This is a genomic window from Bradyrhizobium sp. 2TAF24 (genome assembly GCF_052115025.1).
Classification (GTDB): domain Bacteria; phylum Pseudomonadota; class Alphaproteobacteria; order Rhizobiales; family Xanthobacteraceae; genus Bradyrhizobium_A.
The window spans coordinates 138,146-162,947 of the sequence record NZ_JBFRFW010000005.1; the positions used below are offsets into that span (position 1 = coordinate 138,146).

General features: G+C 64.8%; 20 protein-coding genes and 1 riboswitch. Of the genes, 12 read left to right on the forward strand and 8 right to left on the reverse strand.

Annotated features, from left to right (window positions below):
- Window positions 1-84 precede the first annotated feature (84 nt).
- Window positions 85-1,893 (reverse strand): IlvD/Edd family dehydratase, encoded by a 1,809-nt coding sequence (locus tag AB4Z37_RS10180; protein WP_441516608.1) that lies wholly within the window; start codon window positions 1,891-1,893, stop codon window positions 85-87.
- A 298-nt stretch (window positions 1,894-2,191) separates the two neighbouring features.
- Between AB4Z37_RS10180 and AB4Z37_RS10185 the strand changes: the two genes are divergently transcribed.
- The 7 genes from AB4Z37_RS10185 (at window position 2,192) to eda (ending at window position 9,342) form a co-directional block, all read left to right on the forward strand.
- Entirely contained in the window at window positions 2,192-3,253 is a 1,062-nt protein-coding gene (locus AB4Z37_RS10185; RefSeq protein WP_441516609.1) for an ABC transporter ATP-binding protein, read from the forward strand.
- Between the two features lie 70 nt (window positions 3,254-3,323).
- Window positions 3,324-4,649: an ABC transporter substrate-binding protein gene (locus AB4Z37_RS10190; protein WP_441516610.1), complete on the forward strand. Its 1,326-nt coding sequence runs from the start codon at window positions 3,324-3,326 to the stop codon at window positions 4,647-4,649.
- Between the two features lie 79 nt (window positions 4,650-4,728).
- Complete coding sequence (locus AB4Z37_RS10195) at window positions 4,729-5,691, forward strand: carbohydrate ABC transporter permease (protein ID WP_441516611.1); 963 nt, start codon at window positions 4,729-4,731, stop codon at window positions 5,689-5,691.
- Window positions 5,684-6,577: a carbohydrate ABC transporter permease gene (locus AB4Z37_RS10200; protein ID WP_441516612.1), complete on the forward strand. Its 894-nt coding sequence runs from the start codon at window positions 5,684-5,686 to the stop codon at window positions 6,575-6,577. Before AB4Z37_RS10195 ends, AB4Z37_RS10200 begins: the two co-directional genes overlap by 8 nt.
- A gap of 168 nt (window positions 6,578-6,745) precedes the next feature.
- Window positions 6,746-7,732 carry a D-erythronate dehydrogenase gene (gene denD, locus AB4Z37_RS10205; RefSeq protein WP_441516613.1) on the forward strand — a complete coding sequence of 329 codons (987 nt, stop codon included), beginning with the start codon at window positions 6,746-6,748 and terminating at the stop codon, window positions 7,730-7,732.
- A 36-nt stretch (window positions 7,733-7,768) separates the two neighbouring features.
- On the forward strand, window positions 7,769-8,701 hold the full coding sequence (locus AB4Z37_RS10210; protein WP_441516614.1) for a sugar kinase: 933 nt from the start codon (window positions 7,769-7,771) through the stop codon (window positions 8,699-8,701).
- Complete coding sequence (eda, locus tag AB4Z37_RS10215) at window positions 8,698-9,342, forward strand: bifunctional 4-hydroxy-2-oxoglutarate aldolase/2-dehydro-3-deoxy-phosphogluconate aldolase (RefSeq protein ID WP_441516615.1); 645 nt, start codon at window positions 8,698-8,700, stop codon at window positions 9,340-9,342. Before AB4Z37_RS10210 ends, eda begins: the two co-directional genes overlap by 4 nt.
- Before the next feature lie 100 nt (window positions 9,343-9,442).
- On the opposite strand, the gene AB4Z37_RS10220 is transcribed toward eda, so the two are convergent.
- From AB4Z37_RS10220 to AB4Z37_RS10245, 6 genes are all read right to left on the reverse strand, one after another.
- Window positions 9,443-10,189 (reverse strand): OmpW/AlkL family protein, encoded by a 747-nt coding sequence (locus tag AB4Z37_RS10220; RefSeq protein ID WP_441516616.1) that lies wholly within the window; start codon window positions 10,187-10,189, stop codon window positions 9,443-9,445.
- A gap of 225 nt (window positions 10,190-10,414) precedes the next feature.
- Entirely contained in the window at window positions 10,415-11,272 is an 858-nt protein-coding gene (locus AB4Z37_RS10225; protein WP_441516617.1) for an acyl-CoA thioesterase, read from the reverse strand.
- Between the two features lie 146 nt (window positions 11,273-11,418).
- Window positions 11,419-11,787, reverse strand: a complete 369-nt coding sequence (locus tag AB4Z37_RS10230) for a nuclear transport factor 2 family protein (RefSeq protein ID WP_441516618.1) — start codon at window positions 11,785-11,787, stop codon at window positions 11,419-11,421.
- Window positions 11,788-11,884: 97 nt separating this feature from the next.
- Entirely contained in the window at window positions 11,885-13,870 is a 1,986-nt protein-coding gene (locus AB4Z37_RS10235) for a carbohydrate porin (protein WP_441516619.1), read from the reverse strand.
- Window positions 13,871-14,066: 196 nt separating this feature from the next.
- Window positions 14,067-14,825 carry a sulfite exporter TauE/SafE family protein gene (locus AB4Z37_RS10240; RefSeq protein ID WP_441516620.1) on the reverse strand — a complete coding sequence of 253 codons (759 nt, stop codon included), beginning with the start codon at window positions 14,823-14,825 and terminating at the stop codon, window positions 14,067-14,069.
- A 61-nt stretch (window positions 14,826-14,886) separates the two neighbouring features.
- Window positions 14,887-15,633 (reverse strand): helix-turn-helix domain-containing protein, encoded by a 747-nt coding sequence (locus AB4Z37_RS10245; RefSeq protein WP_441516621.1) that lies wholly within the window; start codon window positions 15,631-15,633, stop codon window positions 14,887-14,889.
- 149 nt (window positions 15,634-15,782) lie between these two features.
- On the opposite strand from AB4Z37_RS10245, the gene AB4Z37_RS10250 reads away from it, so the two are divergent.
- From AB4Z37_RS10250 to AB4Z37_RS10270, 5 genes are all read left to right on the forward strand, one after another.
- Entirely contained in the window at window positions 15,783-16,145 is a 363-nt protein-coding gene (locus AB4Z37_RS10250; protein ID WP_441516622.1) for a nuclear transport factor 2 family protein, read from the forward strand.
- A 121-nt stretch (window positions 16,146-16,266) separates the two neighbouring features.
- Window positions 16,267-16,498: riboswitch (cobalamin riboswitch) on the forward strand.
- Between the two features lie 122 nt (window positions 16,499-16,620).
- On the forward strand, window positions 16,621-19,494 hold the full coding sequence (locus AB4Z37_RS10255) for a ribonucleoside-diphosphate reductase subunit alpha (protein WP_441516623.1): 2,874 nt from the start codon (window positions 16,621-16,623) through the stop codon (window positions 19,492-19,494).
- Between the two features lie 148 nt (window positions 19,495-19,642).
- Entirely contained in the window at window positions 19,643-20,785 is a 1,143-nt protein-coding gene (locus AB4Z37_RS10260; RefSeq protein WP_441516624.1) for a ribonucleotide-diphosphate reductase subunit beta, read from the forward strand.
- A gap of 98 nt (window positions 20,786-20,883) precedes the next feature.
- Entirely contained in the window at window positions 20,884-21,105 is a 222-nt protein-coding gene (locus AB4Z37_RS10265; protein ID WP_441516763.1) for a TIGR02391 family protein, read from the forward strand.
- A gap of 432 nt (window positions 21,106-21,537) precedes the next feature.
- Entirely contained in the window at window positions 21,538-23,802 is a 2,265-nt protein-coding gene (locus AB4Z37_RS10270; RefSeq protein WP_441516625.1) for a hypothetical protein, read from the forward strand.
- A 529-nt stretch (window positions 23,803-24,331) separates the two neighbouring features.
- Here the strand turns inward: AB4Z37_RS10270 and AB4Z37_RS10275 are convergent.
- Window positions 24,332-24,703 (reverse strand): putative quinol monooxygenase, encoded by a 372-nt coding sequence (locus tag AB4Z37_RS10275; protein ID WP_441516626.1) that lies wholly within the window; start codon window positions 24,701-24,703, stop codon window positions 24,332-24,334.
- Window positions 24,704-24,802 lie beyond the last annotated feature (99 nt).

The following is a 24,802-nucleotide window of genomic DNA, read 5'->3' on the forward strand; positions in this document are numbered from 1 at the left end:
GCCCGGATGAGGGCGAGAGCGCGATATCCGGGAACTTGGCTGTCCCGGGTGTCGCTTCGCTCACCCGGGCTACGGCAATTCCGCTCAATGGTTGTCGCGGGCGACGCCGACGCGGCCGGCGATGTTCTGGTAGCGCGTGGCGAGCTCCATGCAGGCGCCGGTCGACTGCTGGCCGACGGTGTTGCGGTAGATCTCCTGCCACGGCGTCTGGTTCTCCGGATGGCCGAAGCCGCCGCGGGCTTTCAGCGCCGCGCGGCGCTCGGCAAGCTCGGCGTCGGAGATCAGGATGTTGGCCTCGCCCTTGTTGAGGTCGATGCGCACCCGGTCGCCGGTCTTGAGCAGCGCGAGGCCGCCGTCGGCGGCGGCTTCCGGGGAGGCGTTGAGGATCGACGGCGATCCCGACGTGCCGGACTGGCGGCCGTCACCGATGCACGGCAGCGCGTGGATGCCGCGCTTGATCAGCGCTGCCGGCGGCTGCATGTTCACGACCTCGGCGCCGCCGGGATAGCCGATCGGCCCGACGCCGCGCACGAACAGCATGCAGTGCTCGTCGATGGCAAGCGCGGGATCGTCGATGCGGTGGTGGTAGTCCTCCGGTCCCTCGAACACGATGGCGCGGCCCTCGAAGGCGTTCGGGCTCTGCGGGTCCGAGAGATAGCGCTCGCGAAACTCCTTGGAGATCACGCTGGTCTTCATGATCGCGGAATCGAACAGGTTGCCGTGCAGCACCAGGAAGCCGGCGTCCTTCACCAGCGGCTTGTCGTAGCTCCAGATCACGTCGCCGTCGGCCTTCGGCGCGTCCTTGCAGTTCTCGCCCATGGTGCGGCCGTTGGCGGTGATCGCGTCCTCGTGGATGCGCTTGTGCGTCATCAGCTCGCGCACCACCGCGGGCACGCCGCCGGCGCGGTGATATTCTTCGCCGAGATAGAAGCCGGCTGGCTGCAGGTTGACCAAGAGCGGCACGTCATGGCCGACCGTCTGCCAGTCCTCGACCTTGAGCTCGACGCCGATATGGCGCGCCAGCGCATTGATGTGGATCGGCGCGTTGGTCGAGCCACCGATCGCCGAGTTGACGACGATGGCGTTCTCGAACGCCTTGCGGGTGAGGATGTCCGACGGCTTGAGATCTTCCCACACCATCTCGACGATGCGCTTGCCGGTCTCGTAGGCGATCTGGCCGCGCTCGCGATACGGCGCGGGAATGGCGGCGCAGCCCGGCAGCGACATGCCGAGCGCTTCCGCCAGCGAGTTCATGGTCGAGGCGGTGCCCATGGTATTGCAGTGGCCGACCGACGGCGCCGACGAGGCCACGATCTCCATGAACTCCTCATAGTCGATCTCGCCGGCGGCGAGGCGCTCGCGCGACTTCCACACCACGGTGCCGGAGCCGGTGCGCTCGCCGTTGAACCAGCCGTTGAGCATCGGCCCGCCCGACAGCACGATGGCCGGCAGGTTGACGGTCGCCGCCGCCATCAGGCAGGCCGGTGTCGTCTTGTCGCAGCCGGTGGTCAGCACCACGCCGTCGAGCGGATAACCGAACAGGATTTCGACGAGGCCGAGATAGGCGAGGTTGCGGTCGAGCGCCGCGGTCGGGCGCTTGCCGGTCTCCTGGATCGGATGGGTCGGGAATTCCATCGCGATGCCGCCGGCCTCGCGGATGCCTTCACGAACACGATGCGCAAGTTCGAGGTGATGACGGTTGCATGGCGACAGATCGTTGCCGGTCTGCGCGATGCCGATGATCGGTTTGCCGGACTGCAGTTCGTCGCGGGTCAACCCATAATTTAGGTAGCGCTCGAGATAGAGCGCAGTCATTCCCGGATTGCTCGGATCGTTGAACCAGCGCGACGAGCGGAGATTGCGTTTTTTTGAGGCAGGTTCCGGCTTTTTCATTGTCTCTCCCGCAGTGCACATTCGTGTGACCGGCGCGTCTGCGTGCCGATCATTGCCCGCGACTCTCGCATTTCGATGTTGTCTCCGCAACGTTGACGATGCTGCATCGTGACGCTTGCCAATGCGCGTCTCTTAGACTTTTATCGGGCAGCGCAAACGCAAACTTGGGCTATGATGGTTTTCGGATCGGGGCTGCGCCAGCATCCGGTCCACGCCACGGCAGACGAGAGACAAAAACAAGAAAAGCGAAAGTGGCCTTCCGTCATATGTCGCTCGAAAATCCTGAGGAGGGGAAAGCATGGCGTCGGTGCAGATTCATGACGTACGCAAGTCGTTCGCCGGGTTCGAGGTGCTGCACGGGGTGACGATCCCGATCGAGGACGGCGAATTCGTCGTGCTGGTCGGGCCGTCCGGCTGTGGCAAGTCGACGCTGCTGCGGATGCTGGCGGGCCTCGAAAGCATCACGGCCGGCACGATCTCGATCGGCGAGCGCGTGGTGAACAACGTGCATCCCAAAGAGCGGGACATCGCCATGGTGTTCCAGAACTACGCGCTCTATCCGCACATGACGGTGGCGGACAACATGGCGTTCTCGATGAAGCTGCGCGGCGCCCCAAAATCTGAGATCGAGACACGGGTCAGCAAGGCTGCCGATATTCTCGGGCTCAAGCCGCTGCTGACGCGTTATCCGCGCCAGCTCTCCGGCGGCCAGCGCCAGCGCGTGGCGATGGGCCGCGCCATCGTGCGTGACCCACAGGTGTTCCTGTTCGACGAACCGCTGTCGAATCTCGACGCCAAGTTGCGTGTCGCCATGCGCACCGAGATCAAGGAGCTGCACCAGCGGCTCAAGACCACCACGGTCTACGTCACCCACGACCAGATCGAAGCCATGACCATGGCCGACAAGATCGTGGTGATGCACGACGGCATCATCGAGCAGATGGGCGCGCCGCTCGACCTCTACGACCGTCCGGCCAACCAGTTCGTCGCCGGCTTCATCGGCTCGCCGGCCATGAACTTCATCGACGGCAAGCTGGTGGCAGGCAGCACCCCACATGTTGAGACCGCGAGCGGCGCGAAGCTCCCGCTGGCGTCGGCCCCCGCGGGCTCCGACGGCCGGCCGGTGGTCTATGGCGTGCGCCCCGAGCACCTCGAGCTCGCCGACGACGGCGTGCTGGCCGAGGTCGTGGTGGTCGAGCCGACCGGCTCGGAAACCCAGATTGTGGCACGGGTCGGCGCCCAGGACATCATCGCCGTGTTCCGGGACCGCCAGACGGTGCGTCCGGGCGAGAACATCCGCCTGCGGCCTCGCACCAGCGTGGTGCACCTGTTCGACAAGGAGACCGGAAAACGCCTGTGACCTAACGTTTCAAGTCAGTGCAAGCAGCCGGCACCATCAACAAGCCGGCGCCTACAAGGAGGAGACGAGGATGACGGAGTTCAATCCGAGCAGACGGTCGCTGCTGCTGGGGGGCGCGGCTGCGGCCGCCGGCCTGTCGGCGATGTCGGCCGACCAGCTGTTCGGCTTCGCCAGGGCGTGGGCGCAGACCGTGCCGTGGAAGCCGGAGGCCGGTGCCAAGATCAACCTGCTGCGCTGGAAACGTTTCGTCGAAGCCGAGGACCAGGCCTTCATGGCCATGATCCAGGCCTTCACCAAGGCCACCGGGGTCGAGGTCAACGTCTCCAACGAGTCCTATGACGATATCCAGCCGAAGGCGTCGGTGGCGGCCAACACCGGGCAGGGCCTCGACATGGTGTGGGGCCTGTACTCGCTGCCGCACCTGTTCCCRGAGAAGTGCCTGGATATGGCTGATGTCGCCGCCTATCTCGGTGGCAAGTATGGTGGCTGGACGCCGTCGGCGGAAGCCTACGCCAAGACCGGCGCCAAATGGGTCGGCATTCCGGTGGCGACCACCGGTTCGCTGATCAATTACCGGATCTCGGCTTGCGAGAAGGCCGGTTTCAAGGAGTTTCCGAAGGACACGGCGGGCTTCCTGGAGTTGTGCCGGGCCCTGAAGAAGAACAACACCCCGGCCGGCTTCGCGCTTGGCCACGCCTCGGGCGACGCCAATGGCTGGGTGCACTGGGCGTTGTGGTCCCACGGCGGCTACCTCGTCGACAAGGACGACAAGGTCGTCATCAATTCCCCGGAGACCGCCAAGGCGCTGGAATACGTCAAGCAGCTCTACGACACCTTCATTCCCGGCACCGCGTCGTGGAACGACAGCTCCAACAACAAGGCGTTCCTCGCAGGCGAGCTGTACCTGACCAACAACGGCATCTCGATCTATGTCACCGCGAAGAAGGAGAACAAGGCGATCGCGGACGACATGAACCACTCCTATATGCCGGTCGGTCCGGTTGGAAAGCCGACCGAGCTGCATCTCTCGTTCCCGATCCTGACCTTCCAGTTCACCAAGTATCCGCAGGCCTGCAAGGCGCTGTCCGCCTTCATGCAGGAGGCCGACCAGTTCAATCCCTGGATCGCGGCGGCGCAGGGTTACCTGTCGCCGTTCCTGCTGGCCTACGATGCCAATCCGATCTGGACCTCGGATCCGAAGGTCACGCCGTATCGCGACGTCGCCAAGCGCACCTTGACGCCGGCGGGTATCGGCAAGCTCGGTGAGAAGGCGGCGGCGGCAATCGCCGACTTCGTGGTGGTGGACATGTTCGCCAACTACTGCACCGGCCGCGAGGATCTCAAAGGCGCGATCGCCAGCGCCGAGCGGCAGGCGAAACGGATCTATCGGTCCTGAGCCCATCATCCGGCCGGCGCGGACCTCCGCGCCGGCCGGTCTGCACATCGTCCCGGTTCGTGTTCGGAGCAGCGGCAGAATGGCGGTCTTGGAAGCGTCCCCGGTCTCACGTCCGAAGCCCTCGGGCCTCGCCCAGGCGTGGCGCCGCCTGCGGTTCAACCGCAACTGGCTGGCGATCTGGTTCATGCTGCCGGCGGCGGCGTTCCTGCTGCTGTTCCTGGCCTATCCGCTCGGGCTCGGGCTGTGGATGAGCCTGACGGACGCCCGCATCGGGCGCGGCGGCGAGTTCGTCGGGCTGGAGAACTACGAGTGGCTGTGGGACGACGGCGTGTTCTGGCTGTCGGTGTTCAACACGCTGCTCTACACCATCGTCGCCAGCATCATCAAATTCGCGGTCGGGCTCTATCTCGCGCTGCTGCTCAACCGCCACATGCCGTTCAAGGCGCTGATCCGCGCCGCGGTGCTGATCCCGTTCATCGTGCCGACGGTGCTGTCGGCGATCGCGTTCTGGTGGATCTACGACGCGCAGTTCTCGATCATCTCGTGGTCGCTGCGCAAGATGCATCTGATCACCGAGAACATCAATTTCCTCGGCGACGGCAACTGGGCGCGCGGCAGCGTGATCTTCGCCAACATCTGGCGCGGCGTGCCGTTCGTCGCCATCACGCTGCTGGCCGGCCTGCAGACAGTGTCGCCGTCGCTCTACGAGGCCGCGACCCTCGATGGCGCGACGCCGTGGCAGCGTTTCCGCTACATTACCTATCCGCTGCTGACCCCGATCATCGCGGTGGTGATGACATTCTCGGTGCTGTTCACCTTCACCGACTTCCAGCTGATCTGGGCGATGACCCGCGGCGGGCCGGTGAACGCCACGCACCTGATGGCGACGCTGAGCTACCAGCGCGCGATCCTCAGCGGCCGCCTTGGTGAAGGCGCGGCGATTGCCACCGCGATGATTCCGTTCCTGCTGGCCGCGATCACGCTGTCGTGGTTCGGCCTGCAGCAGCGCAAATGGCAGCAGGGTGGGACCAACAATGACTGATGCCGCCGTGACCGCGCCCCGTGCCGATACCAGCGAGGGCATGAGCTATCTCGAGACGCTGCCGCAGCGCCTCGTTACGCTCTATCTGCCGCTCGGCCTCATCCTGATCGTGCTGCTGTTCCCGTTCTATTGGATGGCGCTGACTGCGATCAAGCCGGACGCCCAGCTGATCGACATGGAGACCTACAACCCGTTCTGGGTGGTCCATCCGACGTTCAAGCATATCCAGAAGCTGCTGTTCGAGACCGAATATCCGCGCTGGCTGTGGAACACGATGTATGTCGCCGCCGGCGCCACGGTGCTGTCGATCGCCGCCAGCGTGCTCGCCGCCTATTCCATCGTCCGCCTGCAGTTCAGGGGTGCCCAGGTGGTCGGCGCGCTGATCTTCTTCGCCTATCTGGTGCCGCCGTCGATCCTGTTCATCCCGATGGCGAGCGTCATCCATGCCTACGGGCTGTTCGATTCTCCGGTGGCGCTGATCCTGGTCTATCCGACGCTGCTGATCCCGTTCTCGACCTGGCTGCTGATGGGCTACTTCAAGACCATTCCGTTCGAGCTCGAGGAATGCGCGCTGATCGACGGCGCCAGCCGCTGGCAGATCCTGATCAAGATCATCCTGCCGCTGGCGGTGCCGGGGTTGATCTCGGCGTTCATCTTTTCGTTCACGCTGTGCTGGAACGAGTTCATCTATGCACTGACGCTGCTGTCGTCGACGCCGAACAAGACCGTGCCGGTGGCGATCGTCAACGAGTTCGTCGACGGTGACATCTATCGCTGGGGCGCGCTGATGGCCGGCGCGCTGGTCGGCTCGCTGCCGCTCGTCATCCTCTATGCCTTCTTCGTCGAGCATTATGTGTCGGCGATGACCGGCGCGGTGAAGGAATAGCGCGGTCAGCCGCGCGCGAATTGCGATTGGCTTCGCGCACGGAAACGGGCATGATCGACTGTGTCGCATGACGCGTGCCGCAGTCGGCCGCGCGCGACGACCGGGTCATGGCGATCGCTCGGCGATCGCGCTCCCACATGATGAGTTCTGCCACGAAGGAGCACGTCCTTGCACATCCTGATTCTCGGGGCCGCCGGCATGGTCGGCCGCAAGTTCACCGAACGACTGCTGCACGATGGTCGGCTCGGCGCCAATGCGATCTCGAAACTCACATTGCAGGACGTGGTCGCACCGACGAAGCCGGCGGATACGCGCATCGCGGTCGACACCGTGACCTGCGACTTCGCGGTGCCCGGCGCGGTGGCGCCGCTGGTCGCGAGCCGTCCGGATGTCATCTTCCATCTCGCGGCGATCGTGTCCGGCGAGGCCGAGGCCGATTTCGACAAGGGCTACCGCATCAATCTCGACGGCACGCGCTATCTGCTGGAGGCGATCCGCGCCGTCGGCGACGGCTACAAGCCGCGCGTGGTGTTCACGTCGTCGATCGCAGTGTTCGGCGCGCCGTTCCATGACAAGATCGACGACGAGTTCGTCCTGACACCGCAGACCAGTTACGGCACCCAGAAGGCGATCGGTGAGCTGCTGCTCGCCGACTATTCGCGCCGCGGTTTCCTCGACGGCATCGGCATCCGCCTGCCGACGGTGTGCGTGCGGCCGGGCCGGCCCAACAAGGCGGCGTCCGGCTTCTTCTCCAATATCATCCGCGAGCCGCTCAACGGCGAGGAAGCGGTGCTGCCGGTGTCCGAGGACGTGCGGCACTGGCATGCGTCGCCGCGCTCGACGGTCGGCTTCCTGCTGCATGCCGGCACCATGGATCTCAAGGTGCTGGGATGGCGCCGCAGCCTCAGCATGCCTGGCCTGTCGGCGACGGTGGGTGAGCAGATCGCCGCGCTGGCGCGTGTCGCCGGCCCCAAGGTCACGGCCCGCATCCGCCGTACGCCCGATCCGGTGATCGTCAACATGGTGGCGAGCTGGCCGCGCGACTTCTCCACCGCGCGCGCACGCGAGGTCGGGTTCACGACGGCGGAAACGACTTTCGACGACATCATCCGCATCCATATCGAGGATGAACTCGGCGGCAAGTTCGTCGCCTGACGTGGCCGGCGCCTGCCGGCCCATCGAGGCCTCTCAATGAAGATCGCCTGCATCGGCGAATGCATGATCGAGCTGACCGAGGCCGCGGGTGGGCATCTCGCCCGCGGCTATGGCGGCGATACGCTGAACACTGCGACCTATCTCGCGCGGCTCGGTGTCACCGTCGACTATGTCACGGCGCTCGGCGACGATCCCTGGAGCGACGAGATGGTCGCGGGCTGGCGCACCGAGGGCATCGGCACCAGCCATGTGGCGCGGCTCGCCGGCAAGCTGCCCGGGCTCTATGTCATCGAGACCAACGCGGCGGGGGAACGCCGCTTTCACTACTGGCGCGACAGCTCGGCGGCACGATCGCTGCTCGACCTGCCGCAGACCGGGGCGATCCTTGCGGCGCTGGCCGGCTACGATGTCGTCTATCTCTCCGGCGTGACGCTGTCGCTGTACGACGTCGCCGGCCGCACGCGGCTGATGCGGGCGCTCGACGACGTCCGCAAGGCCGGGCGCCGCGTTGCGTTCGACACCAATTTCCGGCCGCGTGGCTGGCCCGATCGCGCGCTGGCTCAGCGCACCTATCATGAGATGTTCGAAGGCTCCGACATCGTGCTGGCTTCGGTCGAGGACCTCGACCTGCTGTTCGGCGCCGGGCGGGGCGCCGCGGTGGCCGACGGTCTGCAGGTGCCGGAGCTGGTGCTGAAACTCGCCGAGCCGGCCAGCCGGGTGCGCACGGCCGGGATCGACCAGATGGTGCGGGCCGCGCCGGTCACGCGGGTCGTCGACACCACCGCCGCCGGCGACAGCTATTCGGCGGCCTATCTTGCCGCGCGGATCGGTGGAGCGGATCCGGTCGCGGCGGCGCGGGCGGGGCATGATCTCGCCGGCATCGTCGTCGGCTATCCCGGTGCGCTCATTCCGCGTGCGGCGATGCCGGCTCAAACTCCCGTTATTCAGCGGCGGATCACCACGGCATGACCCCAGCACCTTCTGCATTCCGCGACGAAGCCATGATTGCGCTGCTCACGGCCGCGCGGGTCGTCCCCGTGATCACCATCGAGCGTGTCGAGGATGCCGTGCCGCTGGCACGCGCGCTGGTTGCCGGCGGCGTGCGCACGCTGGAGATCACCCTGCGCACGGCGGCTGCGGTGGCGGCAGCTGAAGCGATCATCGCGCAGGTGCCGGAGGCTATCGTCGGCATCGGCACCGTGCTGACGCCGATGGATTTGGCCCGGGCGAAAGCGCTCGGTGCGAAGTTCGCGCTCAGTCCCGGTGCGACGCCAGATCTGCTGGACGCCGCGGCGGAGGGCGATCTGCCGTTCGTGCCGGGCATTGCCACCGCGTCGGAGCTGATGGCGGCGCTCGCCCGCGGCTTCAGCATCTACAAGTTCTTTCCGGCGCAGCAGGCTGGTGGAATCCCGGCACTGCGCGCGCTCGGCGGGCCGTTTCCGCAGGCGCGGTTCTGTCCCACCGGCGGCATCGGCGAGGCCAATGCGGCGGAATGGCTCGCCGAGCCCAACGTGATCGCGGTCGGCGGCTCGTGGCTATGCCCCACGGCGGACATCCGTGCCGGCAACTGGGACAAGATCACCGGCCTCGCACGACGGGCGATGCAGTAGCGCGACAATCGTCAGGCAACCGAGAGCAGGTGACGGCCAAGGCAAAAGCCGCGGGCCCGTGGACCCGCGGCTGGTGTGACGATGAAATCGTCAGAGCATCTTAGAAGCGGTAGGTGACGCCGCCGCCGATCAGCCAGGGATCGATGTTGGCGCGGCCGTTGACCGCGATGGTGTTGTTGACGATGGCGTTGTAGTCGGCCCGCAGGAACAGCTTCTTGACGTCGAAGTTGATGCCCCAGTGGCGGTCGATCATGTAGTCGAAGCCGGCCTGGAGTGCGAGGCCCGGCGCATTCTTGATGTTGAGAGAGGTCACGGCGAGGCCCGCCGCCGGATTGCCCACGGGCGTGACGGCATTGGTCGCCGACTGGCTGAAGAACACCGTGTAGTTCACGCCGACGCCGACATAAGGCTGGAACGCGCCGAAGTTGGTGAAGTGATACTGCAGCGTCAGGGTCGGCGGCAGCAGCCAGGACTTGCCGATATCGAGCCCGCCGAGCGCGCCGCTGCCGGTGATGTGATGCCGCGTGACGCCGAGAATCAGTTCGGCGGCGATGTTGGGCGTGAAGAAGTAGCTGATGTCGAGCTCGGGAATGACCTGGTTGTTCATGTCGAGCCCGGAGAATGGCGACGACAGGTTGGGCACGGCGGCGACGTTGACGGTGCTGTTGCCGCTGTCAGGGACGACGGCCAGCGCACGGACGCGGATTTGCCAGGGACTCCAGGGCTCCACCGCCGGCGCGTAGGCCGGCGCCTTGGTGCTGAGATCGGCGGCGAAGGCGGGGCTGCCGGCAGCGCCGATGGTCAGGGCGGCTGCGAATGCGAGCTGCGCCACGGTGGATGTCTTCATTTTCAAGTCTCCTGGAGTCAGCGAGCCATACTGCGTTTCGATGGTGCTGCGCATAAGACGCAAGCGGTCTCCCGGAGAAATTGATCCATGTCATTCGCTGACAACGACTCCAGCGAGTGTTGCGAGCGCGCAACAAGCTGTCGCGCGCGGCGCGAACGGGATGTTGTGGCAACCGTTTCGCGCCGCGCACAGTCGCCGCAGATGATGTCGCGCGGTCAGCCGGCTTCAGGTCGCCGGCGGCGTCCAGTCGCGAAAGTACGTCGCCTGCACCGAGGTCGCGAGCAGGCGGCCGTCGCGGGACCACAGCTCGGCGGTCTGGTCGCCGAAACCGGCACGGTAGACATTGGCGCCGGCATTGCCGAGCACCCAGCCATCGCCGGCGGGCAGGTCGTCTGCCGCGCAGTGGAAATAGGTGGTGAGCGACACCGTACCGAACGGCACCAGCACGCCGAGGATATGGAAGACGCGCCCGAAGAACGCGTCCGACATCGACGCCAGCGACAGGAAGTCGAGCGGCCGTGGCACGGCGTCGCGCAGCCATAGCAGCGTCTGCGCCGGTTGCGGCTCGGGATGCGGTGTCTTGCGGAAGCGCGGCGGGCCGCCGACGAAGCGCAAGTCGTACTGATCGACCCACGGCGTGGTCAGTCCCGCCGGATAGGCGGCGAGGTCCTGCGGCTGCGGCACAGCGGGCATCTGCGCCACCGTATGGCTCCAGCCGGACCGGCGCCTGGCGAACACGGCGGTCGCGGTGGCGAGGATGTCGCCCTCACTCTGGAACAGCTCCATGGTCCAGTGCTGGGTCGAACGGTTGGTCTTGGCCGGCCGGACGGCGATCCGGATCGGGCCTTCGGCGATCGGTGCGCAATAGTTCACCGTCAGCGCCAGGGGATCGCCGATCCGTTCGGGATGATCAAGCGCGGTACGCAGCAGCGTCGCCGCGGTGGCGCCGCCGAACGGGCCGATGAAGGCCCAGTAATCCTTGCTGGTGTGGCCGACGAGGTGGTCGCCATCCGGCGTCAGGCGTGTCGCAGCCTCCAGCGGATGAAGCTGTGACACGGAAGAAGACGGTGGCTTGCTGTCCATGATTGCGCTCAGGCTCCGATGGCGGAACGGCAATCTATCCCGACGCTTTTGCCAAAAGAAAGCGCCGCGCCGTGCATCGATGGATTGCAGTGGCAGGCGCGGCCGCAGGACAAGCCGCCTGCGGCCGCGCCGATCGACCAGGCTGATCAGCCGGGGACCTGGTCGAGAAAGCCGGTGACGCTGCGGATACGGCCGCCTTCGGTCACCACGAAGTCGGTGCCCTTGATCGGGTTGTCGCCGCCGCGCGGGCCGAGGCCCCACTGGAAGCGAACGTAGGGGCCGTGGCTGTCGGGCTTGCCGATCAGCGCGAACACGAAATCGGGAAAGCGCTGCTGCACCCCGGCGATCATGGTGTCGATGGCGCCATGGCCCTCGCTCGTCGCGAGTGGATCGATATAGCGGGCATCGCCCGTCCAGTTCGACGCCAGGAGGTCGCGGCGACGCGCTTCGTTGCGTTCGTTCCACAGCGTGATGTAGGTCTCGGCGATTTTCAGTGCATTCACGGCATCGGTCATGATGGTCTCCTTTGTCGTCATCGGAAGCCCTTGCGGGTGTGGCCATCATGACCTCTGGCAAAAGTGAATCGATTACCTCGCAGGTAACGCGTCAGTATCAGAACGACCCACGCACGCGCCCCGAAAAGATCGACACCGGTCCGCGGTCGGCGTTGTAGGCGGGGTTGGCGATGTACTGGTAGTCGATGGTGGCGACGAGGCCGTTGCTGACGGTCATGGCGTAGTACGCCTCGACGATCTGCTCCGGACGGTAGTTCAGCGCGCCGTCGCCGATCAGGATGCCGCGGCCGCCGAGTGCGAGATAATCGCGGTGATCGCGCGACAGCATGTTGACGGCGCCGGCGAGGCCGATGGTATCCGTCGGCCGTCCCCATGACGCGCCCTTGATCGACAGACCGCCGGATAGCGACGCATCGATGTCGGTGAACGCGGAGATCTCGTTGGTGCCGCTGTTCCAGCTCCAGCGTCCGAACAGGCCGACGCTGTCGCTCAGCGCCTGCTCGAGGCCGATGACGTAGCCATACTTGATGCGGCCTTCGCGGGTCAGCCCGATGGCATCATTGATGTCGAGGCCTGGAATGGCGGCGCTAAGGTCGATGGCGCCGCGGTAGCTGCCGGAGTTGGCGTTGTTGAGCCAGGCGGTGGCGCGGATCTTGCCGGGCAGTGAGCCGAGCGAAGTGCGCGCCTCGGCTTCCGCGACATAGGCGCCGCGGCGGAAGACCGCGCCGTCGAAGGTGTTGGAATTCGGCTCGCTGCCGGTCAGGAAGTAGCCGGCGCGGAGCGCCCAGCGCTTCTCGTTCCATTCGGCGACGGCGCCGTAGGTCAGGCCGACCTTGTCGGCGGGATAATCGAACGCGCCGGCCGCCCAGATTGACCAGTTGAGGAAATCGACGCGTGGATCCTGGGCATAGGCGTTGTTGTCGAACACGTCATGCACCGCGAACTTGCCGACCTGGACGGTCAGGCGCGAGATGTCGCGCTTGCCGGACATCTGGCCGTAGTCGCTCTCGACGGTTTCCTGTTCGCCCCCGAAGCCGAAGGTCTGGCGCACGAACAGCCGCGAGGTGTTGTAGTGCGGGTAGAGGAAGTCCGACTTCTGCGCCTCGCCGTTGGAGAAGCCGCCGAGCCCGGCGGTGTTGTTGAAGCCGAAGCCCTGCAGCAGCTCGGGATTGAAGTGCAGTTCCGCCCCCTCCCACAGGCCGAAGGTCATGTAGAGGCTGGTGCTCCAGGTCTCCTTGTCCTGCGACGGGCCGTTCAGGCTGCTGGCGCCGGCATAGGGCGAGCGGAACGACGGATAGCCCTGGTGGATGTAGGTGGTCTGGCCGTGGATCTCCCAGTTGCTGCCTTCCGGCGCGGCGATCGCCGCGCTGTCCCAGGCCGTGACGTCGGACCAGCCGAACTTGCGGTTGAGACCGATCCGCAGCGCGGAGAAATCCATCGCCGAGGCATAGGTGCTGCCGGGCTCGAACGTGATGCTGCGACTGCCGAACCGGGTGTAGAGGTATTCGACGCGCGCGCTCCAGTCGCGCGACAGCGCATATTCGATGCCGGCGCCGGCCGCCCATCCGGTGCGGGTGAGGGCGCGCGTGAGGTCGCCGTCACCGGCGAGCGAATTGCGCGTCACCTGGCTCGACGACAGCGCAAGTCCGCCGGTGCCGTAGATCATCCAGTCGCCGGCCACATAGCCGAGCCGGCCGCGCACTGTGGCGATGGTGTCGATCTGCTCGCTGAAGCTGTGATCCGCGGTCGTGCCCGACCACACCGCGCCGTTGGAGGGATAGGCGTTCGGCTGCATCGCATCGATCTCGATGCCGAGCAGGAGGCCTGACGGCAGCACACGGTTGGCGCCGGCCTGCACGCCGCCGACCATGCCGCCGAAGCCTTGCGTCGCCGCCGCGCCGTCTTCGATCGCTGCCCGGCCGCTGCCATGGCCGAAGCCGGCATGGGCGCCGACATACGCCCCGTTCCAGTCGAATGGGGGTGGCGCGACCTGGGATGCCTGTGCGGAGTCCGCCGCCCGGGCCGGTCCTGCGCCGGCCAGCGACACCACAGCCAAACCGCCCAGCAGGGCCTGCCATCGCATTGAAACGTCCACCTGATGTCCTCTGAGAGATGCAATTAAGAATTACTTGCAACTGAATTCAACACATCGGTGGGAGCTTGGCAAGTTACTTGCGAATAATTCGCAGAAGGCACGCAAGTGCGCCCGCGGACCGGTGTCGGATCCGCGAGCGGCTGGACGATCGGGAGGGAAGCCGGGCGGGGCGCGCGGCCGGCCGTCAGGTCACGAAGTACCAGAGCGACAGTGTAAGGCCGCTGACGATGACGGCGCCGCGCACCACGGCTTCGGGCACGCGGCGGGCGACCACGACCCCGCTCCAGCCGCCGACGATGCTGGCGACCGCGATCAGCAGGCTGAGCTTCAGATCGACGATGCCCGACATCAGGAACACGACAGCCGCGACCGCCTGCAGCACGATCGACAGCAGGTTCTTCGCCGCGTTCACCGCGTGATAGTCGCTGTCGCGCGACAGCGACAGCGAGGCCAGCATCATCACGCCCATGCCCGCGCCGAAATAGCCGCCATAGATCGAGACCAGGCCCTGCGCCGGCAAGGCGAGGTCGGTTTGTGTGGCGTTCGCCTTCAAGGCGGCGCGGGCCTGCACCACCTTCTGCAGCTGCCGTGCGCCGGCGAACAGCAGCGTCGCGAACAGCAGCAGCCAGGGCACCAGCGCGCGGAAGGTGCGGTCGCCGGACCACAGCAGCAGCGCCGCGCCGATGCCGCCGCCGAGCATGGAGATCACGCACAGCGGCAGTAGTTTGCGGAACGCGGCCGCGATCTCGCGGCGATACGCGACGGCCGAGGCCACCGAGCCGAGCACCACCGCGGTTGCGCTGGTGGCGTTCGCTGCTACCGGCGGGACGCCGACCGCAAGCAGGGCGGAGAACGTGAAAATGGTGCCGCCGCCGGCGATCGCGTTCAGCACGCCGGCGGCAAATCCCGCGGTCGTGAGCAGGGTGATTTCGGAAAACGTCATGTCGGCCTCCGCCGGTGTTGGACCACGGCGGGCAGGAGGGCTCTAGAACGAAAGTGATCGCTCAGTTCGGCGCGTGCGCGGCGCGGAACTGGCCCGGCGTGGCGCCGAAATAGCGCAGGAACAGGCGGCCGAAATGGCTCTGGTCGCTGAAGCCGGTGGCGTAGGCGGTGTCCGAGATGCTTTCGCGCCGGCGCAGCATGTCGCGTCCGCGATTCAGCCGCTCATTGATCCTGTAGGCGTGGGGCGTCATGCCGGCATGCCGCGCGAAGGCGCGGATGAAGCCCTCGCGGCTGCACGACAGCGCGCGGGCCGCCTCGGTGATGCTGGCGTAGCGCGTGGCGGCATCCAGCAGTTCGGAATCGACGCCGGTGCGGGCGCGCGGCCCGTGCCAGCGCGGCGGCGGCGCGCCGTCGCGCACCCATCCCACGATCATGTCGCCGACGTCGTCGGGTTGCGCCTGCAACAGGCTCGGCTCGTCGGCGACGAGGTAGTCGCTCGCGAGCAACAGCTGCCGCGTGGCGTCGGGCAGGCTTTCGGCCTTGAGGAAAAACTCGGTGGAGCGCAGCTCGCCGCGCAGCGATGGCAGCGCGCGGTGCGCGCGCCGCTGCGGCACCAGCAGCATCTGCCCAGGGGCGAGCTGCAACGGATGACGGCCGACGCGGAAGTCGCGATGCCCGTTCCACACCACCGACACCTGCACCTCGTCGTGATAATGCAGCTCCAGCCCGTCGGGCCGGCGGCCGATCCAGTCGGCGCCTTCGAGCAGCCAGCGATGACCGACATAGTCGTAGCGAAGATTGTTCGGCATGGTCGAAGCGGTGGTGATTGTGGTCCGCGAGCGGCGTGGAAGAGCGCTTTATCGCATGCCGCGCGGCTTTTGAAGCGGTCGGTTCTTGAGAACATGCCAGCGCCGCCTATCTTGCATGCGGGGAACCGTTTTTCAGTTGGGGAAATATCATGCCGTCACGTGCGCGCGTCGATGAGTTCATTGCAGTGGTCGAAAGCGGCGATCACGCCGGCGCCATCGAGCGCTACTATACCGAAGATGCCAGCATGCAGGAGAATGCCGCTCCGCCGCGTGTCGGGCGCGATGTCCTGGTCGAACGCGAGCGCGGGGTGCTGGCGCGCATGCGCCATATTGATTCGAAGGCGATGGCGTCCGTGGTCGAGGGCGACCGCGTGGCGATCCACTGGGTGTTCGAGCTGACCGACCATGACGGCCATGTCCGCCGGGTGGACGAAGTCGCCCTGCAGGAATGGCGCGGCGATCGCATCTTCCGCGAACGTTTCTTCTACAACCCGGAGCCGCCGAAAGCGTAAGGCGCGGCGATCGCCCGCCCGCTCGGCGCGGGTTGCGGGGCCGGCGGGGCACGGACCATCCCCGCTATTCTGCGGTTTGCAAAAAACCTCCCAGCTCTATTGACCCGAATCGAGTCTTCATACCAGATGTAGTGGTCACGGTTCTTTCGGGATCACAATCTTCGGAAGCTAAGAGGGAAACCGGTGCGCGCCGATCAGGGATCTGGTCGGCGCAAGGCCGGTGCTGCCCCCGCAACTGTAACGGCGAGTCTCGGTCCCACCAGCCACTGGATGCTTCCGCGAGGGAGTTCCGGGAAGGCGGACCGAAGCGATGACCCGAAGCCAGGAGACCTGCCTGTGACAGTGAACAACGTCCACGGGCGGGGTGTCCCGGTGGCCGCTCGCTGACGGCTGGCCGCAAGGTCCGCCGCCCTGACGCAGCGTCCCCTCGGCCCAAGCCCCAAGATCGAAACAAGATCGAAAAAGGGGTTGCCGAATGTCCTTGTCTGCCGAAGCCATTACCAATGGTCATCTGCCGTCGCTGCCGGTGCCGCGCGCAGCCGGCGTGTCGCCGTCCGCGCCGGCCTTCCATGTCATCCGCCGCAACGGCAGTGTCAGCCCGTTCGAGGCCGGCAAGATCGCCGTGGCCATGACCAAGGCGTTCCTCGCGGTCGAGGGCCATGCCGCCGCGGCGTCGCGCCGGGTGCATGAGATCGTCGAGGAGCTGACCGCGCAGGTCGTCTCCGCGCTGACGCGCCGCGTCGATTCGCAGCGCGCGCTCCACATCGAGGACATCCAGGACCAGGTTGAGCTGTCGCTGATGCGCGGCGGCCACCACAAGGCGGCGCGCGCCTATGTGCTCTATCGCGAGGAGCGCGCGAAGGCGCGCCGCGACGCCGGCGTGACCGAGACCGCGCCCGCCGCGCCGGCGCTGCGCGTCAAGGGCCGTGACGGCGCGCTGCGTCCGCTCGACGAGGCGCGGCTGGAGCGCGTGCTGACGGAGGCTTGCGACGGCCTCGACGGCGTCGCGACAGTGCCGGTGCTGAGCGAGGCGCGCCGCAACCTCTATGACGGCATGACCGCGGAGGAGCTGGCGCAGGCCCAGGTGATGGCCGCGCGCACCCTGATCGAGCAGGAGCCGAACTACGCCTATGTCAGCGCGCGGCTGCTGCTGGACGCGCTGCGCCGCGAGGCGCTGAGCTTCGTGTTCAAGCGCGACCAGCAGGCGAGCCAGGCCGACATGGCCGGCCTCTACGCCGACTATTTCAAGGCCTACATCGACACCGGCATCAGCCACGAGCTGCTCGACCCCGAGCTGCGCCGCTTCGATCTCGGCCGCCTTGCGGCGGCGCTGAGGCCCGAGCGTGACCACCAGTTCCAGTTCCTGGGCCTTCAGACGCTGTACGACCGCTACTTTCTGCATGCCGGCGGCACCCGCTTCGAGCTGCCGCAGGCGTTCTTCATGCGCGTCGCCATGGGCGTCGCGGTGCGCGAGATCGACCGCGAGGCGCGCGCCATCGAATTCTACGATCTGTTGTCGTCGTTCGACTTCATGGCCTCGACCCCGACGCTGTTCAATGCCGGCACGCTGCGGCCGCAGCTGTCGTCGTGCTTCCTCACCACGGTGGCTGATGACCTCGACGGCATCTTCAAGTCGATCAAGGACAATGCGCTGCTGGCGAAATATTCCGGCGGCCTCGGCAACGACTGGACGCGGGTGCGCGGCCTCGGCGCCCACATCAAGGGCACCAATGGCGAGAGCCAGGGCGTGGTGCCATTCTTGAAGGTCGCTAACGACACCGCGATCGCGGTCAACCAGGGCGGCAAGCGCAAGGGCGCGGTGTGCGCCTATCTCGAAACCTGGCATGTCGACATCGAGGAATTCCTCGACCTGCGCAAGAACACCGGCGACGACCGCCGCCGCACCCATGACATGAACACCGCCAACTGGGTGCCTGATCTGTTCATGCAGCGTGTCGCGAGCGATGGTCCGTGGACACTGTTCTCGCCCGACGAAACGCCAGACCTGCACGATCTCTATGGCCCGGCGTTCGCCGTGGCTTACGAGGCTTATGAGGCCAAGGCCGCGCGCGGCGAGATGCGCGTGTCCAAGACCCTGCGCGCGGTCGACCTGTGGCGGCGCATGCTGACCATGCTGTTCGAGACCGGCCATCCCTGGATCACCTTCAAGGATCCCTGCAACATCCGCTCGCCGCAGAACCACATCGGCGTCGTGCATTCCTCGAACCTGTGCACCGAGATCACCCTCAACACCTCGGATACCGAGGTCGCGGTGTGCAACCTTGGCTCGGTCAACCTCGCCGCTCACGTCACCGCGCAGGGCCTCGACCAGGCCAAGCTCGCCCGCACGGTGAAGACCGCGGTGCGCATGCTCGACAACGTCATCGACGTCAATTTCTACACCATCCCGGAAGCGCGCCGCTCCAACCTGCAGCACCGCCCGGTCGGCCTCGGCCTGATGGGCTTCCATGACGCGCTGCAGACCCTGCGGCTGGCCTACGCCTCCGACGAGGCCGTGGCGTTCGCCGACACCAGCATGGAGGCGCTGAGCTTCCATGCCATCTCGGCATCGGCCGATCTTGCTGCCGAGCGTGGCCGCTACGCTTCGTTCGACGGCTCGCTTTGGAGCCGCGGCATCCTGCCGGTCGATTCGATCTCGCATCTGTCGGCGGCGCGCGGCGGCGTCGCCCTCGACCAGTCGACGACCCTCGACTGGGAGCCGCTGCGCGCCCGTGTGCAGAAGGTCGGCATGCGTAACTCCAACGTGATGGCGATCGCGCCGACGGCGACGATCTCCAACATCTGCGGCGTGGCGCAGTCGATCGAGCCCGCCTACCAGAACCTCTACGTCAAGTCGAACATGTCCGGCGACTTCACGGTGGTGAACGCCGCGCTGGTGCACGACCTCAAGGCGCGCGGGCTGTGGGACGAGGTGATGATCTCCGACCTCAAATACTTCGACGGCAGCGTCGGTCAGATCGATCGCGTGCCCGACGATCTCAAGGCGCTCTATGCCACGGCGTTCGAGATCGACACCTCCTGGCTGATCGAGGCCGCGGCGCGGCGCCAGAAGTGGATCGACCAGGCGCAGTCGCTCAATCTCTACATCGCCAATCCGTCGGGCCGGAAACTCGACCAGCTCTATCGTCTTGCCTGGGAGCGCGGCCTGAAGACCACCTATTACCTGCGTTCGCGCAGCGCCACCCATGTCGAGAAGTCGACGCTGAAGGGCACCGACGGCAAGCTCAACGCCGTCACCGCCCGGGTGGTGGAGGCGGCGGAGCCGATCCTGCTGCCGCAGCCGCTGGCCTGCTCGATCAACGATCCGGACTGCGAGGCATGTCAGTAAGGACGTTTCTCTTTCGTCATGGCCGGGCTTGACCCGGCCATCCAGCTCATTGCCAGGCGGCGGCTCTCAGGATGGATGCACGGGTCAAGCCCGCGCATGACGCAGAGATGGCCGCGCCTCCGTACCCGAATTCTCAGGACACTTCACCATGCTCGACTGGTCCGATCCCGCTTCGCCGCCGCCTGCGGCGCCCATCCATCCGGCGTTCGCCGGGCGCACCGCGCCGGCGGAGGCCGCTGCCGCGCCGTCTGACCGCGTCATCGACCGCAGCGGCGGTCGCGTGCGCGTCGACGACAAGGCGATGATCAACTCGCGTGCCGACGTCAACCAGCTGCTGCCGCTGAAGTACAAGTGGGCGTGGGAGAAATATCTCGCCGGCTGCAACAACCACTGGATGCCGACCGAAGTCTCGATGCAGGCCGACATCGCGCTGTGGAAGTCGCGCGACGGCCTCACCGAGGACGAGCGGCGCATGATCAAGCGCAACCTCGGCTTCTTCGCTGCGTCCGAGTCGCTGGTCGCCAACAACATCGTGCTCGCGATCTACCGTCATCTCACCAATCCGGAGTGCCGGCAGTATCTGCTGCGCCAGGCGTTCGAGGAGGCGGTGCACACCCACACCTTCCAATATATCGTGGAGAGCCTCGGCCTCGACGAGGGCGAGCTGTTCAACATGTACCGCGAGGTGCCCTCGATCACCGACAAGGCGGCGTGGGCGCTCAAGCACACACAGAACGTCGACAATCCGTCGTTCACCACGGGTACGCTGGAGAGGGACCAGGCGTTCCTGCGCGACCTCATCGCATTCTACGTGGTGTTCGAGGGCATGTGGTTCTACACCGGTTTCGCCCAGATCCTGTCGCTGGGCCGGCGCAACAAGATGGTCGGCATCGCCGAGCAGTACCAGTACATCCTGCGCGACGAATCGATCCACCTGAACTTCGGCATCGACGTCATCAACCAGATCAAGATCGAGAATCCGCAGCTGTGGACCAAGGCGTTCCAGGAGGAGGCGCGCCAGATGCTGCATGACGCTGCCCAGCTCGAAGCTGCCTATGGCCGGGACACCATGCCGCGCGGCTTCCTCGGCCTCAACGCGGCGCTGTGCGAGCAGTACATGCACTTCATCGCCAACCGCCGCTGCGCCCAGCTCGGCCTCGCGCCGGTGTTCGCGCAAGCCGATAATCCGTTCCCGTGGATGTCCGAGGCGATGGATCTCAAGAAGGAGAAGAACTTCTTCGAGACCCGCGTGATCGAGTACCAGAACGGCGGCGCGCTGAGCTGGGACTGAGTGCGGCACCGACCATAGTATGTCCGCTGCTAATACGTCCCCGTCTTTCGTAGGGAGCAGCCGCGGGCATAGTTGGCTCCCTACAAGAATGTTCCCCAATCGGGAGGAGGTCGCCTACCCGAAATACAAAGGAGCTCCGCCAGCGATGGCGGCCAGGTGAGCGCGAGGCCCTGGCGCACCTGCTTGCTGGTGCGATAGGCCCGTGCAGGAATCCCCATTCACACCGGACGGTGAACCTCAATGACCCGGTCGAAGCGCGCGAGCAAGTGATGCTTGCCAGTCACCTGCTTCGTATCGTTGACGTCCGGCGACCCGCGTGAGGACCAAAGATAGAGAAGTTTAGCCGCGCTTCTTGGATCTCTCGCCGTGTCCGCCTTTGCGCCGATGTTAGGAGATACAGTCGAGAATGACGCGAACAGTCAGCGGCGAGCTATTTTGCTTCAACATTGTTGCAAGCTGTATGAAATAGAGTCATTCTCGCAAAATTGCGTTTTCCAATCGTCCTGTTGTCGTAACTTTTATTTCAGTTTGTAGCATCCGAACGCTCATCGATTTCATTTCTAGCACTCGCATGAACTGTCGGAAGTTTCTCAACCTCTTTGAGGGGGGGGCTTTCGCTTCACTTCCGTTTGCATTGCGCGCGCAGGAGAAGTTCGGTCGTTAAGGCGCGCTCATGAACCTGCTTGAGGGCTTTTTGCTGGTCATATTGTTGCATTGGTATGCAGTGCCGATGCGAAAGATGGAGCGTTGCCGTGTTTCTCAGAATCCTGGCAAGTATCTGTTTCGTCTTTGCGATTTCTGACGCAGCCTCCAGTCAAGAACAAACCACCATATGCCACTTCACGTCGGGGCCGCGCCTCGGTCAGACCGAAAACTGGAAAGATGAGATGAGGCCGGTTGAGATCGGTTGGCCGTGCAGCGATGGGGCGGGAAACGTCGGGCTCTTCATTCCGCAAAGCGCCCCCCAGGCAAGCACGGCGGTTCGACAACTCGACCCGCTGAACCACGGTCTGGTCAGATCGGGTCCTCTGTGGACACCAGGCCTGACCAGCGTCTGCCTGTACGTATCGGGGCCGCGCACAGGCCAGGCTGAAGACCGGGCAGGGTGGATGGCGCAGGTCCCGGTCGGATCGGTGTGCGGCGACGGGTACGGAAGCCTCGGGTTTTTCATTTCGCCCAGTGCCCCGCAGGCACGCTCCGCGTACCTGATGAAGAACAAGGATGACTTCGGCGTGCGCCCCGTCACGCCGGGCCACACCACGATCTGCACCTATACGTCGGGGACGCGCAAAGGCGAGACCGAGGACTGGAGACAGCTCATATCGCCCCTTGAGGTAGGACAGCCTTGCGACGACAAGGCCGGTAGTTTCGGCTTCTTTGTTCCGGGCAATGCTCCGCAGGTGCGCACCGCGACACTGAGAAAAAGCTGGGCCAGCAGTGAGCCTCCCCCAACGCCTCCAGACGAAGACCATTGGGACTGGTATACGGATCCCGATGGGCTCATTCACAGCAAGAAGATGAAAGACGGCGGCACCAACAACCCGCTGCTCTATACCGCTTATGCCTGCGTTACGATGCAACTGAGAGGAATGAGCTACCACAAAGATAAGATCGCCGGGGCGCTCAAGAAAAGCAGCGTAAAGCCGGGTCTGTTCAATCGCAGCCCCTCGCAGTCTGGAGTTATGACTGCTCACGACGACTACTGGGGTCTTGGAGCGCTGGCCGGGATTTGCGAATATCACAACGTCGCGCACGATATTCTGGTCTATGGAAAAGGTCCCGACCAACCATCGGGTGCAACGGTTGTTGGCCTGAATCTTGAAAATTTCGGGCCGTTCGCCGACAAGGTGCGGCAATGCACGAGCATTCTATATAATTACAATAATACGCACCCCGGCACTTATACCAACGCCTCCTGGATGGGCCGGTATCCGGCGCTGATCACGCATTGGAAAATCGCCGACGGACAGACGCCTCCTACGCCAGACGAATTCGCGGTATGGGCCGCGACACTCCTGATCGACGCAACAAAAGCAACGATAAAAGGTAAGGAGGCAGGAAGCGATCCCTGGCTGCTGGGCTGGATCCAAGTGCTCACGTATCAAATGTCCCGCAACCACTCTGCCGCTGCGGACTCTGCGGTCGCCGACTGGTGGAAGATGCTGCACGCGCGATACCCCGAGGGCGGCATCAAGCAGGCGATGAAAGACCATCTTGCGGGCGAGGCGCCAACGCACCCGCTCGCCAAGTACATCGACAATTTCGAGAATGCGCGCCACCCCGACGTCAGTATGACGGACTCAAGCAATAACACGAAAGACCTGCTCGATCAGATCAAGACCCTTTTCACCAGCGACTGCGGGCCGGGAAATCCGAGCTGTCTCAAATTTAGCGACCTCTCGCCGACGAATTTCCTGGCGCCGTTTACGCTCGGGGAGACGACTTCAGAGAGGCTGCTGAACGAGGCGTCCCGGGCACTGGAGCTGCACGACAGCGTGATCGCCAATCAGCCCGCCGAGATGCGGAAGGCGGCCGAGAAAGTCTCCAACCTTGACAAAGGCGTCACAGATCTCGCGACACAACACGCCCAGTTGTCTGCGCAGATCAACGACCTCACGATCCAACTGAATCAGATTCCAACTCCGGGCGGCCACTTTATAATCCCGAAAAAAAGAGTGTGCGATCCAATTTTCGGAAAATGCCAAGACATCCCGATCGGGGGGCCAGTCTGGGTTCCCGACGCAGCCAATCCACTTATCGATGATCTGGGCAGAAAAATCGCTGACCTGCAAGCCAAGGCGAAGACTGTCGCGGACGCGCTGACCGACCTTAACAACCAGCTTCAGGCAGCCCGCAGAGACTTAACTGAAAAGAGCAGCATCGAAGCTTTGCTGAGTGTGCAGAGGCAGCTTCAGGAAAAAGAGAGAAAAGCTCGCGGAGCGCTGGAGAGCGCCAGGGGCACTGCGCGCTTGGCGCGGGCTATCATCGATAATCTCGTTCCCTGCGGGCGTCTTTAAGGACACTTGGCAACCATCCCGTCGATTCGCTGCCTTAACGCGTGATGTTAGCTTCTGGCCCATCGCGACAGATTGAACTGCAGCCACTGACGGCGGCTTTCGGATGAAAGCGGACTCTCGTAAATTCTCCACTCGGGCGAATTTATGGGTTCACGCCCTAAGTGAGGTGCGAAATCACAGCTGCTCGCTTTTCACGGCTTCCCGTCCGTCGCTTTCCTCCATAGGGGACATACTCTGGCCGGGGCCGCAATCGGGCGGCCCCGAAAAGGCCGTGCTCCTCGTCAGCGATGGCAAGAGGCGCTTTGCGGTGGTGCTGTGCCTGTCTATTTTGCGCGGTCGCCTGCAAGGGTCGGTTGCTGCAGGATCAGAAGTGCCTTGCCTCCGCGATTGCGGCAAGCAGCGCTGCTTCTCACATTTTTCTAACAGCGCGGCAGCATCAATTGCGCGACCACGCAACTGATGCTTGCCTGGTATGGTCAGGATCGAGACGACAGGACGCCAGACCTGATACGTTCTTCTGCGCGCCAGATCAAGGCTTGATCGGCTCAAGTATTTTCAGATCGGCTGGCTGAATCAGGAGCGCGCCAAGCCGATCCGCAACCGCCTTGAAGTAGGGCTTCTCAAAATGAGCGTTCAGGTCTCCGCGGGAGCGCCAGACCTCATAAAAGACAAACACGCTCGGGTCATCCGCGGGCTGGTTGATTTCGTAGTGTATACAGCCGTCTTCCCTGCGTGATTCCTGCGCTACGGATAGAAGCGCTTTCTTTGTATCGTCTTCCAGGCCTGGCTTGGCTTTCAAAACAGCGACGACCCGAACGCCGGTGTCATTGATAGGGGCCTGATAGGCCGCAATCGCTTTTTGTATTCCCATGAGATTGATCGACATCAGAACAGCGATCACGGCACAGCGCCGAAGGGGTCTCCTCGTAGTCATCCGTTCATCTCCGCAACTGGATCAAGATCTTCATGCATCTTGCCTGCCCGAATATGAGGTCCAGAT

Coding starts and splice junctions, on each gene's coding strand:
- AB4Z37_RS10235 (WP_441516619.1), bottom strand. CDS start 13,870: ATGCGATGGCAGGCCCTGCTGGGCGGTTTGGCTGTGGTGTCGCTGGCC.
- AB4Z37_RS10245 (WP_441516621.1), bottom strand. CDS start 15,633: ATGCCGAACAATCTTCGCTACGACTATGTCGGTCATCGCTGGCTGCTC.
- AB4Z37_RS10185 (WP_441516609.1), top strand. CDS start 2,192: ATGGCGTCGGTGCAGATTCATGACGTACGCAAGTCGTTCGCCGGGTTC.
- AB4Z37_RS10210 (WP_441516614.1), top strand. CDS start 7,769: ATGAAGATCGCCTGCATCGGCGAATGCATGATCGAGCTGACCGAGGCC.
- AB4Z37_RS10225 (WP_441516617.1), bottom strand. CDS start 11,272: ATGGACAGCAAGCCACCGTCTTCTTCCGTGTCACAGCTTCATCCGCTG.
- AB4Z37_RS10250 (WP_441516622.1), top strand. CDS start 15,783: ATGCCGTCACGTGCGCGCGTCGATGAGTTCATTGCAGTGGTCGAAAGC.
- AB4Z37_RS10260 (WP_441516624.1), top strand. CDS start 19,643: ATGCTCGACTGGTCCGATCCCGCTTCGCCGCCGCCTGCGGCGCCCATC.
- AB4Z37_RS10200 (WP_441516612.1), top strand. CDS start 5,684: ATGACTGATGCCGCCGTGACCGCGCCCCGTGCCGATACCAGCGAGGGC.
- AB4Z37_RS10220 (WP_441516616.1), bottom strand. CDS start 10,189: ATGAAGACATCCACCGTGGCGCAGCTCGCATTCGCAGCCGCCCTGACC.
- AB4Z37_RS10180 (WP_441516608.1), bottom strand. CDS start 1,893: ATGAAAAAGCCGGAACCTGCCTCAAAAAAACGCAATCTCCGCTCGTCG.
- AB4Z37_RS10195 (WP_441516611.1), top strand. CDS start 4,729: ATGGCGGTCTTGGAAGCGTCCCCGGTCTCACGTCCGAAGCCCTCGGGC.
- AB4Z37_RS10240 (WP_441516620.1), bottom strand. CDS start 14,825: ATGACGTTTTCCGAAATCACCCTGCTCACGACCGCGGGATTTGCCGCC.
- AB4Z37_RS10255 (WP_441516623.1), top strand. CDS start 16,621: ATGTCCTTGTCTGCCGAAGCCATTACCAATGGTCATCTGCCGTCGCTG.
- eda (WP_441516615.1), top strand. CDS start 8,698: ATGACCCCAGCACCTTCTGCATTCCGCGACGAAGCCATGATTGCGCTG.
- AB4Z37_RS10230 (WP_441516618.1), bottom strand. CDS start 11,787: ATGACCGATGCCGTGAATGCACTGAAAATCGCCGAGACCTACATCACG.